This window comes from Corynebacterium sp. DNF00584 (genome assembly GCF_001552965.1).
GTDB classification, from domain to species: domain Bacteria; phylum Actinomycetota; class Actinomycetes; order Mycobacteriales; family Mycobacteriaceae; genus Corynebacterium; species Corynebacterium phoceense.
This window is the reverse complement of record NZ_KQ959739.1, coordinates 1-14,084: the sequence shown is the minus strand read 5'-3', so window position 1 is coordinate 14,084 and position 14,084 is coordinate 1. Positions and strand designations below refer to the sequence as shown.

The 14,084-nt window shown below is 62.7% G+C and carries 11 protein-coding genes, 1 tRNA gene and 1 pseudogene; 6 read left to right on the top strand and 7 right to left on the bottom strand.

The features are described from left to right. Nucleotides 1-59 precede the first annotated feature (59 nt). Nucleotides 60-1,595, bottom strand: coding sequence for an SLC13 family permease (locus HMPREF0307_RS04395; protein ID WP_066488036.1), 1,536 nt, complete (start codon nucleotides 1,593-1,595; stop codon nucleotides 60-62). Nucleotides 1,596-1,930: 335 nt separating this feature from the next. Between HMPREF0307_RS04395 and HMPREF0307_RS04390 the strand changes: the two genes are divergently transcribed. From HMPREF0307_RS04390 to HMPREF0307_RS04380, 3 genes are read left to right on the top strand one after another with little or no spacing between them, the layout of a single operon-like run. Further along, the gene (locus HMPREF0307_RS04390; protein ID WP_066488034.1) at nucleotides 1,931-3,409 is read left to right on the top strand and encodes a DEAD/DEAH box helicase; all 1,479 of its coding nucleotides are present in this window, start codon (nucleotides 1,931-1,933) and stop codon (nucleotides 3,407-3,409) included. Beyond that, on the top strand, nucleotides 3,409-4,296 hold the full coding sequence (locus tag HMPREF0307_RS04385; protein ID WP_066488032.1) for a 3-methyladenine DNA glycosylase: 888 nt from the start codon (nucleotides 3,409-3,411) through the stop codon (nucleotides 4,294-4,296). Before HMPREF0307_RS04390 ends, HMPREF0307_RS04385 begins: the two co-directional genes overlap by 1 nt. Nucleotides 4,297-4,356: 60 nt before the next feature. Then, nucleotides 4,357-5,223, top strand: a complete 867-nt coding sequence (locus HMPREF0307_RS04380) for a vWA domain-containing protein (RefSeq protein WP_066488030.1) — start codon at nucleotides 4,357-4,359, stop codon at nucleotides 5,221-5,223. Nucleotides 5,224-5,513: 290 nt separating this feature from the next. Here the strand turns inward: HMPREF0307_RS04380 and HMPREF0307_RS04375 are convergent, their stop codons facing one another. The 5 genes from HMPREF0307_RS04375 to secA2 all read right to left on the bottom strand — a co-directional run bounded on the left by HMPREF0307_RS04375 (nucleotide 5,514) and on the right by secA2 (nucleotide 10,802). After that, nucleotides 5,514-6,083: a MerR family transcriptional regulator gene (locus HMPREF0307_RS04375; protein WP_066488192.1), complete on the bottom strand. Its 570-nt coding sequence runs from the start codon at nucleotides 6,081-6,083 to the stop codon at nucleotides 5,514-5,516. Between the two features lie 337 nt (nucleotides 6,084-6,420). After that, the gene (locus tag HMPREF0307_RS04370; RefSeq protein WP_066488027.1) at nucleotides 6,421-6,996 is read right to left on the bottom strand and encodes a bifunctional nuclease domain-containing protein; all 576 of its coding nucleotides are present in this window, start codon (nucleotides 6,994-6,996) and stop codon (nucleotides 6,421-6,423) included. A 52-nt stretch (nucleotides 6,997-7,048) separates the two neighbouring features. Then, the gene (locus tag HMPREF0307_RS04365; protein WP_082723232.1) at nucleotides 7,049-7,726 is read right to left on the bottom strand and encodes a transcriptional regulator FtsR; all 678 of its coding nucleotides are present in this window, start codon (nucleotides 7,724-7,726) and stop codon (nucleotides 7,049-7,051) included. A 267-nt stretch (nucleotides 7,727-7,993) separates the two neighbouring features. Next, nucleotides 7,994-8,422 carry an oxoglutarate dehydrogenase inhibitor Odhl gene (gene odhI / locus HMPREF0307_RS04360; RefSeq protein ID WP_066488016.1) on the bottom strand — a complete coding sequence of 143 codons (429 nt, stop codon included), beginning with the start codon at nucleotides 8,420-8,422 and terminating at the stop codon, nucleotides 7,994-7,996. 88 nt (nucleotides 8,423-8,510) lie between these two features. After that, nucleotides 8,511-10,802 (bottom strand): accessory Sec system translocase SecA2, encoded by a 2,292-nt coding sequence (gene secA2 / locus HMPREF0307_RS04355; protein WP_066488013.1) that lies wholly within the window; start codon nucleotides 10,800-10,802, stop codon nucleotides 8,511-8,513. Between the two features lie 230 nt (nucleotides 10,803-11,032). On the opposite strand from secA2, the gene HMPREF0307_RS04350 reads away from it, so the two are divergent. The 3 genes from HMPREF0307_RS04350 to HMPREF0307_RS04340 all read left to right on the top strand — a co-directional run bounded on the left by HMPREF0307_RS04350 (nucleotide 11,033) and on the right by HMPREF0307_RS04340 (nucleotide 12,827). After that, nucleotides 11,033-12,199: an alpha/beta hydrolase family protein gene (locus HMPREF0307_RS04350; RefSeq protein ID WP_066488002.1), complete on the top strand. Its 1,167-nt coding sequence runs from the start codon at nucleotides 11,033-11,035 to the stop codon at nucleotides 12,197-12,199. A 75-nt stretch (nucleotides 12,200-12,274) separates the two neighbouring features. Then, nucleotides 12,275-12,688, top strand: coding sequence for a YchJ family protein (locus tag HMPREF0307_RS04345; RefSeq protein ID WP_066487997.1), 414 nt, complete (start codon nucleotides 12,275-12,277; stop codon nucleotides 12,686-12,688). A gap of 65 nt (nucleotides 12,689-12,753) precedes the next feature. After that, nucleotides 12,754-12,827: transfer RNA gene (locus HMPREF0307_RS04340), tRNA-Pro, on the top strand. A gap of 222 nt (nucleotides 12,828-13,049) precedes the next feature. On the opposite strand, the pseudogene HMPREF0307_RS13135 reads toward HMPREF0307_RS04340, so the two are convergent. Continuing rightward, nucleotides 13,050-14,084: pseudogene (locus tag HMPREF0307_RS13135) on the bottom strand (hypothetical protein); the annotation flags it as partial.

Here is a 14,084-nt window from a genome sequence, read left to right as displayed (position 1 = left end):
TCTTTCAATGAGGCGGCTGGGGCGTTTCCTGTGTCCGCGATCCACTGCTAGAAAGTGGCTTAAACCAAGCCCATCCACTTCCAGTACGTCGCGGAGAAGAGAAGCACAAGCAGGTAGCCCACGATGGTGAGCGGAACACCCGTCTTGAGGAACTGCTTGGTGGAAAACGCGCCGGTACCGTAGGCCAGCATGTTCTGCGGTGCGGAAACCGGCAGCAGGAAGCCGAAGCAGATAACGAACTGCTGGATGACGACGAAGCCAATGCCGTCGTTGGGCAGAGACAGCGTCGAGGCGAGCGCAATGAAGACCGGGATAAGGGCCGAAGCCAACGAGGTCGCGGACGCGAAGCCTAGGTGGATGAAGATATTGAACAGTGCCACGAGCGCAATCGTTGCGAGGATGGGCAGGGAGTCAAGGCCCATGAGACCGAAAGTCTTCTCCGACAGCCAGGTCGCAGCACCCGTGTCCAAAAGGAAGGAGCCGAGCGAGATACCGATGGCGAAGACGATGAGCGTACCCCAGCTCACCTTGGCCTGAGCTTCCTTCCAGGTAAATACGCCCACGCCCGGAAGCAGCATGATGGCCACAGCCACGGCTGTGACGACAGCGGAGCTGATCGGGTGGAGAAGATCCTCCGTCGCCCAGAAGCACAGCAGCAGAACGGAGATGACCACGAGTCGTTTCTCAGCACCGGACATGGGACCCAAGTCACGAAGCTGCTTGGCGACGAGTTCTTTGCCACCCTCAATCCGGTCGGTCTCGGGCTTGATAACTGCGCGCATGATGAAGTACAACGCAACGGACATGAGCACTGACCACGGTGCGGCCCAGAGGAACCACTGGCCCCAGCTCACGGACTGGTCCATCTGCTTTTCAATGAAGCCAACCGCTACGAGATTCTGCGCAGCTGCGGTCTTAATGCCCACGTTCCAGATGGACACGGCCTGCGCCGCAGTGATGACCAGGAGCGCACCAAGCTTCGAATTATTCGACAAGCCGAAGGCCGCGACCATGCCCAGCAGAATCGGGACCACTGCACCAGCACGCGCAGTTGCGGACGGTACGAAGAAAGCCAGGATAATGGCGATGACGATGGCGCCGGCCACGATATGCGACGTCTTCTCCCCCGCTACTTTGAGCACGACGAGCGCAATGCGCTTGTGCAAGCCCGTGACCTGCATGGCACCGGCAAGGATAAGCGCCGCCGCGACGAGCGCGACCGCCGAGGACGAAAAGCCGTCCATGGCCACGCCGAGCGCCTTCGAGGTACCGATGATCTCACCGGGATTTTCAGGATCGGGCGTGAGTCCCAGGATCACCGAAATAAGGCCCACGAAAAGGAGGGCACTCACCGGATACGACACGGCTTCCGTCACCCACATGATGACAGCGAACGCAAGCATCGCCAAGGCCACTTGACCCGGCTGGTTCAAGGACTCGATGGGAAGCACAAGCACGGTGACCAACGCCGCGACAGCGACGAAGAACCAGGCCGCGTTAATATCGAACGCACGCTTCTTCACAGGGGCTGCTGCGCTGTCCGCTCGCTTTTCGTGCACGGCAGCGGCGCCGCCTGACGTGTTTTCTTGAGACATTCGTCTCACTCCTTTAGTGCTCTCACCGCACGGTGCCACACATGCCCCGGCGGCCGCAGGAACTCCCACGGGGTGATGCGCGCCAGCCCCCCGCGGGACCACCTCATAGGCCCACTTTGGCGAATACTCGCCCATGCATGCCATATAGTCGCGCCCTTTTCCTCTGGGCTTTCGCGCCGTACCCCTTTAGGTTATAACCTCTTGTGGATATCTTCTAACCAAGCAGTCCCTCACGCCTATGGGATTTCTCACGTCACGGTCACAAAAGCGAATAAAACACCCATTTCACCGGCGATCCGTGTTTTCATCCATCCCGGCTATAGACTGGATAAACAATGACTACTTTCGCCGATCTTGGCCTGCCTCGCGACATCGTTTACATCCTCTCCCGCCAAGGGATCGAGTCCCCCTTCCCCATCCAAGAAGCCGCCATTCCGGACGCGCTCGCGGGCAAGGACGTCCTCGGCCGCGGCCCCACGGGCTCCGGCAAGACCTTTACTTTTGGTCTGCCCATCATCACCCGCCTGGCGGACTCCGGCGCGTCCAAGCCACAGCGCCCGCGCGGCCTCATCCTCGCGCCCACCCGCGAGCTCGCCATCCAAATCCAGGAACGCCTCGACGAGCCCGCTAATGCGCTGGGCCTGCGCACCCTCGCCGTCGTCGGCGGCGTCAACATCAACCACCACATCCGCGCACTCGCCCGCCCCGTCGACATCCTCGTCGCCACCCCAGGCCGCGCACAGGACCTCATCAACCAGAAGAAGCTCTCCCTCGCCGACGTGCAGATCACAGCCCTCGACGAGGCCGACCACATGGCTGACATGGGCTTCCTACCTCAGGTGCGCAAGCTCCTCGACCTCACGTCGAACACTGGCCAGCGCCTGCTCTTCTCCGCCACGCTTGATGGCGACGTCAACAAGCTGGTCAAGCAGTACATGCACAACCCGGTGACGCACTCCACCGCGCCGGTCGAGGCCGCCGTGGGCACCATGGAGCACTTCGTCGCCTTCGTCGGCGACCGCGACACCCGCAACGACGTCGTGCTCACCCTCGGCGCACGCGAGGGCAAGACCATCATGTTTATGCGCACCAAGCACGGCGTCGATCGCCAGGCGAAGAAACTGCGTCGCGCCGGCATCAACGCGATGCCGCTGCACGGTGATAAGGGTCAGGGTGCACGCACCCGCGCCATCGAGGGCTTTGGCGACGGCTCCGTGCCGGTCCTCGTCGCCACCGATATCGCTGCTCGCGGCATCGACATCGACGATGTCTCGCTCGTCGTCCACGTCGATCCGCCCGCGGAACACAAGGCTTACCTCCACCGTGCGGGACGTACGGCCCGCGGTGGCCACTCCGGCACCGTGCTCACTCTCGTCATGGACCAGCAGCGCGACGAGGTCGCCGCGCTGCTGAAGAAGGCCGGCGTCGAGGCCCGCAAGCTCGAGCTTGCCGATGCCCCCTCGCCCGCCCTCGACCCCGAGCTCGTCCGCATCACGGGGGCGCGCAAGCCTACCGGCGCTCCGTTGCCGCCTCCGGGCCAGGCCGTGCAGGGCGGCCAGTCCTCGGCGAAGAAGTCAGGCGCACCGAAGTCGTCGGGCGAGGGCCGCAGGTCCCGCTCACGTCGCGGAAAGTCCTCGAACGGCGGCGCACGCGAGGACTCCGCAGGCGGCTCACGTTCTGGCTCGCGCCGTCGTTCCACACGTCGCAGCAATGGCGGTCAGAATGGCCAAGGCGGCGGCAACTCCCACAGGGGTGGCCAAGGACGAGGTGGTCAAGGTCGCGGCGGACGACAGGGTCGCCAGGGGCGCTCGTGATGGCGAGCTTGTCCGCACTCACATACCTCACCCCGGAGGAGTGGAAGCCGCGCCATGCGGCTCACGTCGTCGCGGCCGAGGAACGCCTTGCGCGGTTCCGGCACCCCGGCGGCTATCACCCGGTCTACGACTTCCTCTTCGAGTACTACCCGGTCCGCCCGTCCCACCTCACGCGCTGGCACCCGGGCTTCGGCACGGCGCTGCTCGGCGAGCCGACGGATATACCGCAGGCGGAATATCGCGACTATCGCGTCGTCGACACCCCGCGCGGTCCGGCCGTCACCGTAGACCTCGACGCATTGTGGGCACGCCGCGGCGAGTCTTTTACGTATATACGCGACCTCATGGCGAAATCGACGGTCAACCCCACGAGCTTCGATTGCTTTGGCTTGCACGAGTGGGCGATGGTCTACAAAACGGACACTCCGCGCCACGACCTTCCGCTGCGCCTTGGCGCGGAGGGAACGAATACCGTGGTCGAAGCCAATCGCATCAAGTGCACACACTATGACGCGTTTCGCTTCTTCACCGAACCGGCCCGGCCGCTCAACCTCACAGTCTTGACGCGCGAGAGTCAGCCCGACCACGACCAGGCCGGCTGCGTCCACGCGACGATGGACCTCTACAAGTGGGCCTGGAAACTCGGCCCGCTCGTCCCCGGCGAACTCTTCCTTGAGGCGTTCGACCTCGCGGTGAAGGCACGTACGCTCGACATGGAGGCATCGCCCTACGATTGCCGTGAGTGGGGCTTTGGCGTCGTGCCCATCGAGACCTCTGAAGGCAAGGCAGAATACGTCCATCGCCAGCGTGCACTCGCGGCGGAGGGGAATCCGCTTTGTCAACGGCTTGTCGCACTCGTTGACGCCGCGCGCGCCGCTACACTTTAGCCATTGTGTAATGGGTCGCACATGCGGCCAGACCTCAGGCGGGAAGGACAGCACTCACTCATGGCACGTCATTCAAACGGTAAAGGTACGTATTCGGTGGCCTGGTGGATCATTGTGCTGGCCATCCTCATCGTCGCCGCCCTCGTCTTCGGCATCGGTTGGCTGCTGCGCGGGGGCTCCGATGAAGGGTCCACCTCCGCCGCACCCGCCGCAGCTTCCTCCAGCGCAGGGCCCGCAGACGACAACGCTTCTCAAGCACCTGCCAGCGAGAAGGAAGCACAGGACTCCCCTGCTTCTTCGTCTGCGGCGGAGTCCAAGGACGCCTCCGAGTCCTCGGCAGCTCCTTCCAGCGCCGCCCCGGCGAGTGAGAAGCCCAGCGCCGCACACGCACCTGCAGCGCCGGCCGACACGCTCTTCCTCCTCGACACGTCCGACCAGATGGCACCGAACTATGGTGCCGTCGCTGGCGCACTCGCCGACACCGCGCAAGCGCTCGGCGCCGCTGGCCAATCCGTCGCGTTGTGGAACTACTCCTCGCCGCTCTCGCCCACCGCAACAGTTGGCTACCGCGACAATGTCGGATTCGGTGCCGCTGGTGACGTAGCTGCCGCCGCAACACAGTTCGGAACCGGTGGCGTCCCGCAAACGCGAAGCGCTGTCCTCGCGGCACTCGCCACCGCCCGCGATCAAGCCAACGCCACTGGCAAGGGCGCCCGCGTCGTCCTGGTCACCACCGGCACCGCCCAGGACATGGACGACGCCGCCTTCACCGCGGCACTCGACGACGTCCGCAGCGACAATGTGAAGCTCTCCGTAGTCCAGATCAGCGGTGACAAGGATGAGGCCTTGGCTAAGGCAGCAGCCTCCTACGCCACAGCATCCCCGAACGACGCCGCCAAGGCTCTCGCCACCGCCTCCGGCGTTTAACCACGTGCCTACGTGGCTTCCCAGCCTCCGTTCCTTTCACCGGCCCCGCTCACGCGGGGCCGGTGCCCTTCTTGGTCGTCGATGAATCGACGTTGCCGAACGCACGCGCTGGCGGCGCGCGTCGATCACACTGTTGCCCTCTACCTTCCTGCGACGTGGAGCGGGTTCCCGATTCATGCCCATGCACGAACGAGACCGCTGTACACAACACCGTCGCACAAGACAGCACAAACCCCGTCGTCTATCCCGTGAGCGTGGATAGACGGCGGGGTTACGCTTGAAGCGCTGCCTTAGGAGGTCTTGCGCTGGCGGCGAGCAGCGAGCTCGTCGAGACCAACAACCTCGGCCACTGGGGCATCGACAGGCTCGACGCGCTCGGACGGGAAGTTGGAGATGGTACCGGTAAGTTCCTTGACAATGCCCGGCACGGCAATGCCGAAGACGCCCTGGCCACCGGCGAGAAGGTCGATGACCTCTTCGTTGGAGCGGCACTCGTAAACGGTCGTGCCGTCGGAGACGAGGGTGAGTTCAGCGAGGTCGTTCACGCCGCGGTCACGCAGGCCCTCGACGGCCAAACGGATATTCTGCAGCGAAATACCAGTGTCAAGCAGGCGCTTGACGATCTTGAGGACGAGGACGTCCTTGAAAGAGTACAGACGCTGCGAACCGGAGCCGCGTGCGGTGCGGATGGACGGGTTGACCAGGTCCGTGCGTGCCCAGTAATCAAGCTGACGGTAGGTGATGCCGGCGACCTGGCAGGCGATCGGGACGCGGTAGCCCACTTCCTCGTCCGGGCCGAGGTCGAAGAGGGACTCTTGCACTGCCCGTTCCTTCAGCTGATTGTCTTCGGTATTGCTCACGGTATTCTCCACTGGTCTAGGCCTAGCGATCCTTGTCTCAGCCAGAATTGCAGCTGGCGAGTCAAGTCCTAGGACTTATTAAATTCCACTCACGCCGCCTAGTCAACCGTTCTTCGTCGACTGGGCGGCGTCTAACTCTTAAGTAGAACTTTAGACCTTGGAATAAACCTCTGCACCACGAGTCACAGGCGTGTCATTACATCGGCGAAATTTCTTTCACAGATTACCCCCAGGTGTTACCCCCGTGGCGCGTGTGACTGGTGTGAATAGTGTGCGCGTCGGCATCCTGACGCGATTCGGACCAGTGCTTTCGCCCTTTGATTGGCCTTCGGCGCGTTTAGTCGGTCTCGCCGAAGTCCTCGTCTTCCATGCCGAGGGAGCGCATCATCGCTTCGAAGTCGGCGTCGGCTTGCGGGTCCCCCGAAGCCGAGGTGCTCTTGGCGTCCCCCTGCGTCGCAGGCTGGTCCGCTTGAATCTCGAGTGGGTAGGACGAGCTTAAGTATTCATCGAGTGCCTCAGGCGTGGTAAAGATAGCGACCTGAGCCAAGTCCTCCTCGTCCATGGTGAGGTCGACGCCAAAGCGGTCCGCCAGGATAATGGCGTCGCAGGCTGACACCTCGACGCTGCTGCCGCTGGCAGAGACGACATCGAAGAGGAAGACTCCCTCGTTATATGTCGACAGGGAGATAGCCTCGACGCCGCCCTGGTCGTCGAAGACGTCAATGAGAGCATCGATGGCGCGGCGGCGCTGACCTTCATAGCCCTTGACATACGCGGCGGCGAGACGCGGCTCCTGGCCCGTGGTCCAGATGGGCACGACACGCTGCTGGCCTTCAGGCTGCAGAGCGATGCAGCTGAAGTCCTCGGTGACGTCCAACACGATGTCGATGAGCGCAAGTGCGACGGTGGCCATGATTCCTCCCTAAAGGAAAGCGGGTACGACGAACAGCGGCGAGAGCGAGCGTTTAGGCGTTGAACTCGTTGCGCAGGTCCGTCTTCACCAGCGTGCCGTGCAGAGACACCACGAGCGCGGTCATCTGCTGAGAGAGTTCTTCGGCCTTCTGGCGCGCGGTATCCGACTTGCCGTTGGCGACGGGAGTGGCGGCCTGGGCGATGAGGTCAGCCTGACGACGTGCGTTGTTGCGCAGCGTCTTGAGCGAACGCTCATCAAAACCGAAAGCCTTGAGTGCGAGCGCCGTGGATACGACGGCGGCGTCATCCGCGGTGAAGAAGCCGGACTCGTCCGGCGTGATGAGGCCCAGTTTGGCGAGGGAGGCGACCTCTTCTTCGGTGCAGCCGGCCTGCGCGGCGACATCGGCGTCGGTAAGCCGCGTCAGGGCCGGGGCGCGGAACTGGTCGGCGCGCACGAGGGTCTCGCCGAGGCTGGCGCCCACGATGGCGGTCACCTGGCCGGAATCCATAGCTTCGAGCTGCTCACGGATGACCTTGAGCGGCGTGTAGTTGTCACGCTGGGTCTGCAGAATAAAGCGCAGACGGTCAACGTCGGACTCCGTGAAGCGGCGGTAACCCGAGGCCGTGCGCTGCGGTGTGATAAGCCCCTCGGACTCCAGGAAGCGGATCTTAGACACGGTGACGTCAGGGAACTGCTGATTAAGTGTCTGCAACACCACGCCAATAGACATGGTCTTAGCCTTCTTCACTCCTGCCTTGGGCTGCGTGCGGAATGCCGCGGAGCCTTGGTCGCGTGCTACTGCGTTCACTGGTTTATAACTCGCCGTATCTCTCGGGATTGTCTACTTCACTAAGGGGTATGACTTCGCGCCGCTACTATGCGGTGGCGCTACGCCGAGCCGGTGGTACAAGCACGGGCGACGCAGTGCGCGGGAAGCCGAATACGCCGCGCGACGGCCAAGTGTGCCGGACCGCCGCGTTACGCGTTTTTGTCTAGATTAGTTCTTGCCGGCGATGAAGACCAGACGGAACTTACCAATCTGGATTTCGTCACCCACCTCGAGAACCTGTGAGTTGCGCGGCTCGCGGTTCACGTAGGTGCCGTTGAGGGATCCCACGTCGACGACCTCGAACTGGCCGTCTTTGATGCGGAACTCCGCGTGGCGGCGGGAAACGGTGACATCGTCGAGGAAGATGTCTGCCTCCGGGTGGCGGCCCACGGTGGTGGTCTCCTGGTCCAAGAGGAAGCGCGCACCCGCGTTGGGACCACGCTTGACAACAAGCAGGCCCTGGCCGGCGGGCAGGTTGTCCGCACCCGTCACGGTGTTATCGGTGGCGGCGCCGGATTCCATCTCCTTTAGAAGGTCTGCGCGGAAGACAGAAGTGGTTTCCACCTGCGGTTCCGGGGTTCCAGTATGTTCGCTCATTATTACCTCCGATGTTTCGGACCAAAAGTTAACTGCTCTCAATCATAGCGATCCGCCTCGCTCGGCGGCGCCGTTGGAGCTATTTAATTTAACGGAAGATGTTTCCGATGCTGCTCATGACGGAGTTTCCAGAACCGGACAGCGGGTTATCGGAAACCATGTACGTCCACGTCGCACTCGGACGCGACAAACCCAAATCGTTAAGGTGTGCGCCGTCCTCGTCGATGAGGACGTCGTTAAAGGTCTCCACCGCCTGATCCACCGCGCGTTGAGCCAGCTGCTTGAACTCGCGCACAGCAATGCGGTGATACTCGTCGATGGGCGTCTGGCGCGCGATGGCACGCAGGTGGATGGACTCGCGGACATCGTCCATGAGCTCGAGGTGGTCGGCCCACGCGAGGTCGAGGTGATAGAGCATGATCTCGCGCGCGGCAGCGCCGCGGGTTTCCTCCGGCAGGGCTTCCAGCGCGGCGGCCTTCTGCGGCGCGCGCTGCTGGAATTCTTTCCACGCTTGGTCCGTGTCGAGAAGCACGGCGCGGCGCTCATCGATGATGATGCGCTGATCCGCGAGCAGCTGGTTGTACTTCCACGTCTGGGCGTGGATTTCCAGCAACTGGCCTTCCGTCACGCGCTGGCAATGAGCGATGAAGTCGGAGACGCGCTTGGACTCGATGCGCCCGTCCGGCCCGGGCTGCGCGGATAGCGACTCATCCTCGCTGCCCTGACGGACCACGTCATCCTCGAGGGAGACGAAGAAGATGCTCAAACCGGGATCGCCCTGGCGCCCGGCACGGCCACGCAGCTGGTTGTCGAGACGCGCCGTGCGGTGGCGGGTCGTGCCAATGACGGCGAGGCCGCCGAGGTCCGCGACCGTGTCGTGATCGCCCTCATCCGCGCCGCCGAGCTTGATGTCGGTGCCGCGGCCTGCCATCTGCGTGGAGACCGTCACGCGGCCGATATCGCCGGCTTCGGCGACGATGCGCGCTTCCTCCGCGTCGTTCTTTGCGTTGAGGACACTGACGTCGATTCCGCGCTCGCGCAGGACCTCGGCCAAATCCTCAGACTCGGCGACATCGTGGGTGCCCACGAGCACCGGCTGGCCAGTGGAGTGGATGGCGATGATCTCTTCGACGATCGCCTTGTTCTTCTCCTCGGCTGTGGCGTAGATGCGGTCCGCCTCGTCGAAGCGGCGCAGCTCCTTGTTGCGGTCGATGACGGAGACGTGAAGGTCATAGAACTGACGCAGCTGGTCGGTCGCCTCGACGGCGGTACCAGTCATGCCGCACACGAGCGGGTAACGGCGCATCAGCTCCTGGAGCGTGACAGTGTCGAGGATGCGGCCGCCCTCGGAGACCTCAAGGCCTTCTTTGGCCTCGACGGCGGCCTGCAGGCCGTCTGGCCACCGTTGGAGGTCTGCGACGCGGCCGCGGGAGGCATCGATAAGCTGCAGCTTGCCGTCGGTGACGATGTAGTGAATGTCGCGGATGAGCAGGGCCTTGGCGTGGAGCGCCAAGTTGACCTTGACCAGGATCGTGCCGATGTTCTCCTCCGAGTAGAGGGAGTCGATGCCCAGCTCGCGCTCGACTCGCGCGGCACCGTCGTCGGTGAGCGCCACGGTGCGGCCATCCTCGGCGATGGTGTAGTCCAGGTCCTCGCGCAAGCGAGAGACGACATTCGTGATGTGGCCTGTGGGGGCCTCGCCCGGGCGGTTACCGGCGAGCACGAGCGGGACGAGAGCCTCGTCGACGAGCACGGAGTCTGCCTCGTCGACGAGCGCGACATCCGCGCGCGCTTGGACGGTCTGGGAGCGGTCCGTGATTTGGTTATCGCGCAGCACGTCGAAGCCCAGCTCGTTGACCGGGGCGTAGATAATGTCGCTGCGGTAGGCCGCGCGGCGGGAGTCCTGGTCCAACTTCTCGGTAACCGAGGCAACTGTGAGGCCAAAGAATTCGACGAGCGGGCGCATCCACTCCGCGTCGCGCTCGGCCAAGTAGTTGTTCACGGTGACGAGGTGAACGCGCTTGCCTGTAAGTGCGAACCCGGTGGCGGCCATGGCACCCACGAGGGTCTTGCCCTCACCTGTGGCCATCTGGATGACGTCGCCCTCGAGCAGACGCAGCACGGCCTGGGACTGGACGTTGAAGGGGTGCATGCCCAGGCGGCGCTCGCTCGCGACGGCAAGCGCGGCGAGGAAGGCTGACTTATCGGCTATCGCGCCGTCACGCACGGCGTCGCGCGCGTGCTGCGCGACCTCGGCGTCGCTGAGCTGCGCCAGAGACTGCGTCGCCGCAGCCGAATCGTTGACGATGGCTTTGGATTTCTTATCGTTGCGCTCGGATTGCGCACCCATCGCTTTCCAGAACCAGCCAAATGCACCCATGCGGGGCCTCCTTCATGCTTGACGTCGCCGCTCACCGCGCGGCCGCTGCGATCGCACGGGCGGCCCATTCACGGGAAAGATGAATTAGTATCTCTCCTACTCTAGCCGCCGCAGCCCACGGCTTGGTCGGAAGCATGGGGCGAGCGTGCTATGAGTTACATCTACGCGCACACTTCGTGTGCCGCACGCTCGCTCGCACGAGTTCGCTCGTGCCCGCTATTGTGGAATCCATGCAATCCGTGAATGTGACTGTCCCTTCGAGTGCCGGCACCGCGATGGCGGGAACCATCGACTTCCCTGATTCAGCGCCCAAGGCTTTCGCCATCTTCGCGCACTGCTTTGCAGGCTCGCGCCACACCCCGGGTGCGGCGCGCACAGCCAAGCAGCTCACCAACTTCGGCATCGCCACGCTGCGCTTCGACTTCCCGGGTCTCGGCCAGTCCGAGGGCAACTTCGCAGAGACGAGCTTTAGTCAAAATGTCGCGGATATCGTCGCGGCCGCCGAGTGGCTCACGGAGAACTACCGCGCCCCGCAGCTACTCATGGGTCACTCCCTCGGCGGCACCGCATCCCTGGCCGCCGGCAGCAAGATCGACTCGCTACGTGCCATCGCCACGCTCGGCGCACCGTTTGACCCGGCACACTCGGTGCTTCACTATGCAGACAAGATCGGCGAAGTCGACGCCAACGGTGAAGTCGAGGTCACTCTCGGCGGCCGCGCGCTTACCATTTCCCGCCACTTCCTCGAGGACCTCGCAGATACCAACCCGGTGACCTACCTCTCGCGACTACGCAAGCCTCTCATGGTGCTGCACTCGCCCATCGACCAGACCGTGGGCATTGATAACGCGCAGAACATCTTCCTGTCCACGCGCTACCCCAAGTCCCTCGTGGCGCTCGATAAGGCGGACCACCTGCTCACCAAGCAAGACGCCGCCGCGCGCGCTGCCGATCTCATTGGCGGCTGGGCCGAGCAGTTCATCATCCCGGACAGCGAGCCCGAAGACGTCTCCCCGGACTCCGCCGTCACGCACACCGCGATCGGCACCAAGGTGGGCGTGGTCGTGCGTTCCAATAACCAGTCCGTCTTTGCAGACCGTTCGCGCAAGAACGGCGGCAAGGGCAAGGGCATCACGGCTGAGGGCCTGCTCATGTCCGCCATCGCCACAGGCACCCACCAGTCGCTCATCGACGCGGCCAAGGCAGCCAAGGTCGACAAGGCGATCGAAGATATCTCGGTGACGGTCACGCACGTGCACGACTCAACCTTCGAGCGCCGCATTGAGATCACCGGCGATATCAGCGAAGGACAGTGCGCCCAGCTGCGCTCCACTGCCCGTGGCGCCGGGATTGACACCCTCATTGGCCATACTCATATCGTCGACGTGGAGCCCTAAACCACTCCGCGTCCCCACGCCCCTGTCCCGCACCACATGTCGGCGCGCCGGGCAGGGGCGTCTACTATTTTCCTCATGGCTTCCACTCCCCTCGTCCTGCACCCGCTTGCCGATGCCGCCCGCTGCCCCTGCGGCACAGGCCTCACCTTCGGCGAGTGTTGCGGCAAGTACCACAAGGGCGCCGACGCCCCCACGGCTGAGACCCTCATGCGTTCACGCTTTAGCGCCTTCGTCACCGGCGACGAGGAGTACCTGTTACGCACGTGGGACCCGGACACGCGCCCTTATGATCTCCAGCTCAAGGAGACCACCATCCGCTTCTACCGCCTTGACGTCCTCGACACGGAGGGCGGCGGACTCCTTGACGACACCGGCGTCGTCGAGTTCGAGGCCTTCTACAAGGGCTCCGCCAAGGGCTCGCAGCGGGAGCGCTCGCGCTTTTTTAAGCGCGATGGCCAGTGGTTCTACTCCACCGGCGAGGTATCCTAGCGGCACTTTTGTGTCAGCGAACTACCGTGGTGTAATCTAGACCAGTCGCTAACACCAGCGACGGACGGGCTATGGCGCAGTTTGGTAGCGCACTACACTGGGGGTGTAGGGGTCGCAGGTTCAAATCCTGTTAGCCCGACAGCACTAGACGACGGTTTTGCGAATCTAGCTTAAATCATTTGTGAAACCGTCTCCGACAGATAAACCCACCGCTTAGATGCGGTGGGTTTAGTCGTTTTCGCTCTGTTCCAGTCGTTGACTAATAAGGAACACAACATGGTTCGTCCCCTCTAAAACGACTTCTAGCCCGGAACCCTTTATCGGTTTTCCGAGCTAGATGGATAAAAGTATTCAGTTGGTCTTAAGCCGCCTCGCGCGCAGGCGGTGCGTTCGGGCTTGCCTTCTCGCGCGCCGGATCGCGCGGCGGTACAGGTTTACCAGAGTCAGGAGGCGGAGTCTTTTCATCCCGATCCACCCGGCCAAGAAAACGCCGAATCATAGATACATTGGCCGCGACCACATCAAGAGCTGTATAGAAGAAGGCCGCAGCAAAACCGCGTACAGGTCTTCTCGTATGGTCACCAATAGCAGCACCACCACGATTGTTCTTTACATAGTCGTTGCGGGTTTCAATCACATTGCGCCACGTGCCATACACCTTCTTCCATTCCGGTGTCTTAAAAGCAGGGCCAGTTTGGCGGTAGCGCATTCCCTCCTTATTCGGGATGGTTACCGAGACCTTATTGGTACAGCACTTTCCTTTTGCCTTGCGCGCGGTAGATAGATTTGGCCCGGAGATGGAGGGTAGTCCTCTGTCTCTCGCGTCCTGGCGCTGACTCTTTTCCACCAAGGGACATGCCAGTGTCTTTCCTTTACCTCGTCCCGGACACATAAACATCTGGCTCTCACCGGAGAGCTTCTTGCCTTTTCTCCGCATGGCAAAGGCGCGGCGCTCGTTGATCCGCTGGTTGTAGGTGGCCTCATCAACACGTCCGGCATAGAAGTCTTCGGTGGCTTCCACCAGAGGTTTCGGCATGGCAGGACAATACCAGTGGCCTTCAACTAACCCCATGGTTTCATAGGATCCGCGCTTTCCCAGCTGATTGGTTCTGTAGTCTCCCACCAGGGTATAGCCGAGTTTGCGCAGTGGTTCATGGAAGTCTTTGGTCTTAGCCACCGCGAAGTAAGCACGATCGCCCACCACTGTGCCCTTAGGTGTCTCAGGATCATCCGTTAAATGCCGCATGGCTTCCAACCCACGGATCGCAGGGTTGTGGCTGGGCCGGTCGAAGGCCATGCCCATAATCAGGTGTGGCTGTGCATATGGGCCTTGGTCGCGGATGACTCCGGCAACAAGTGTGGTGAAGCGTCCTGGGTTTAGTTCCGCTTCTTTTAC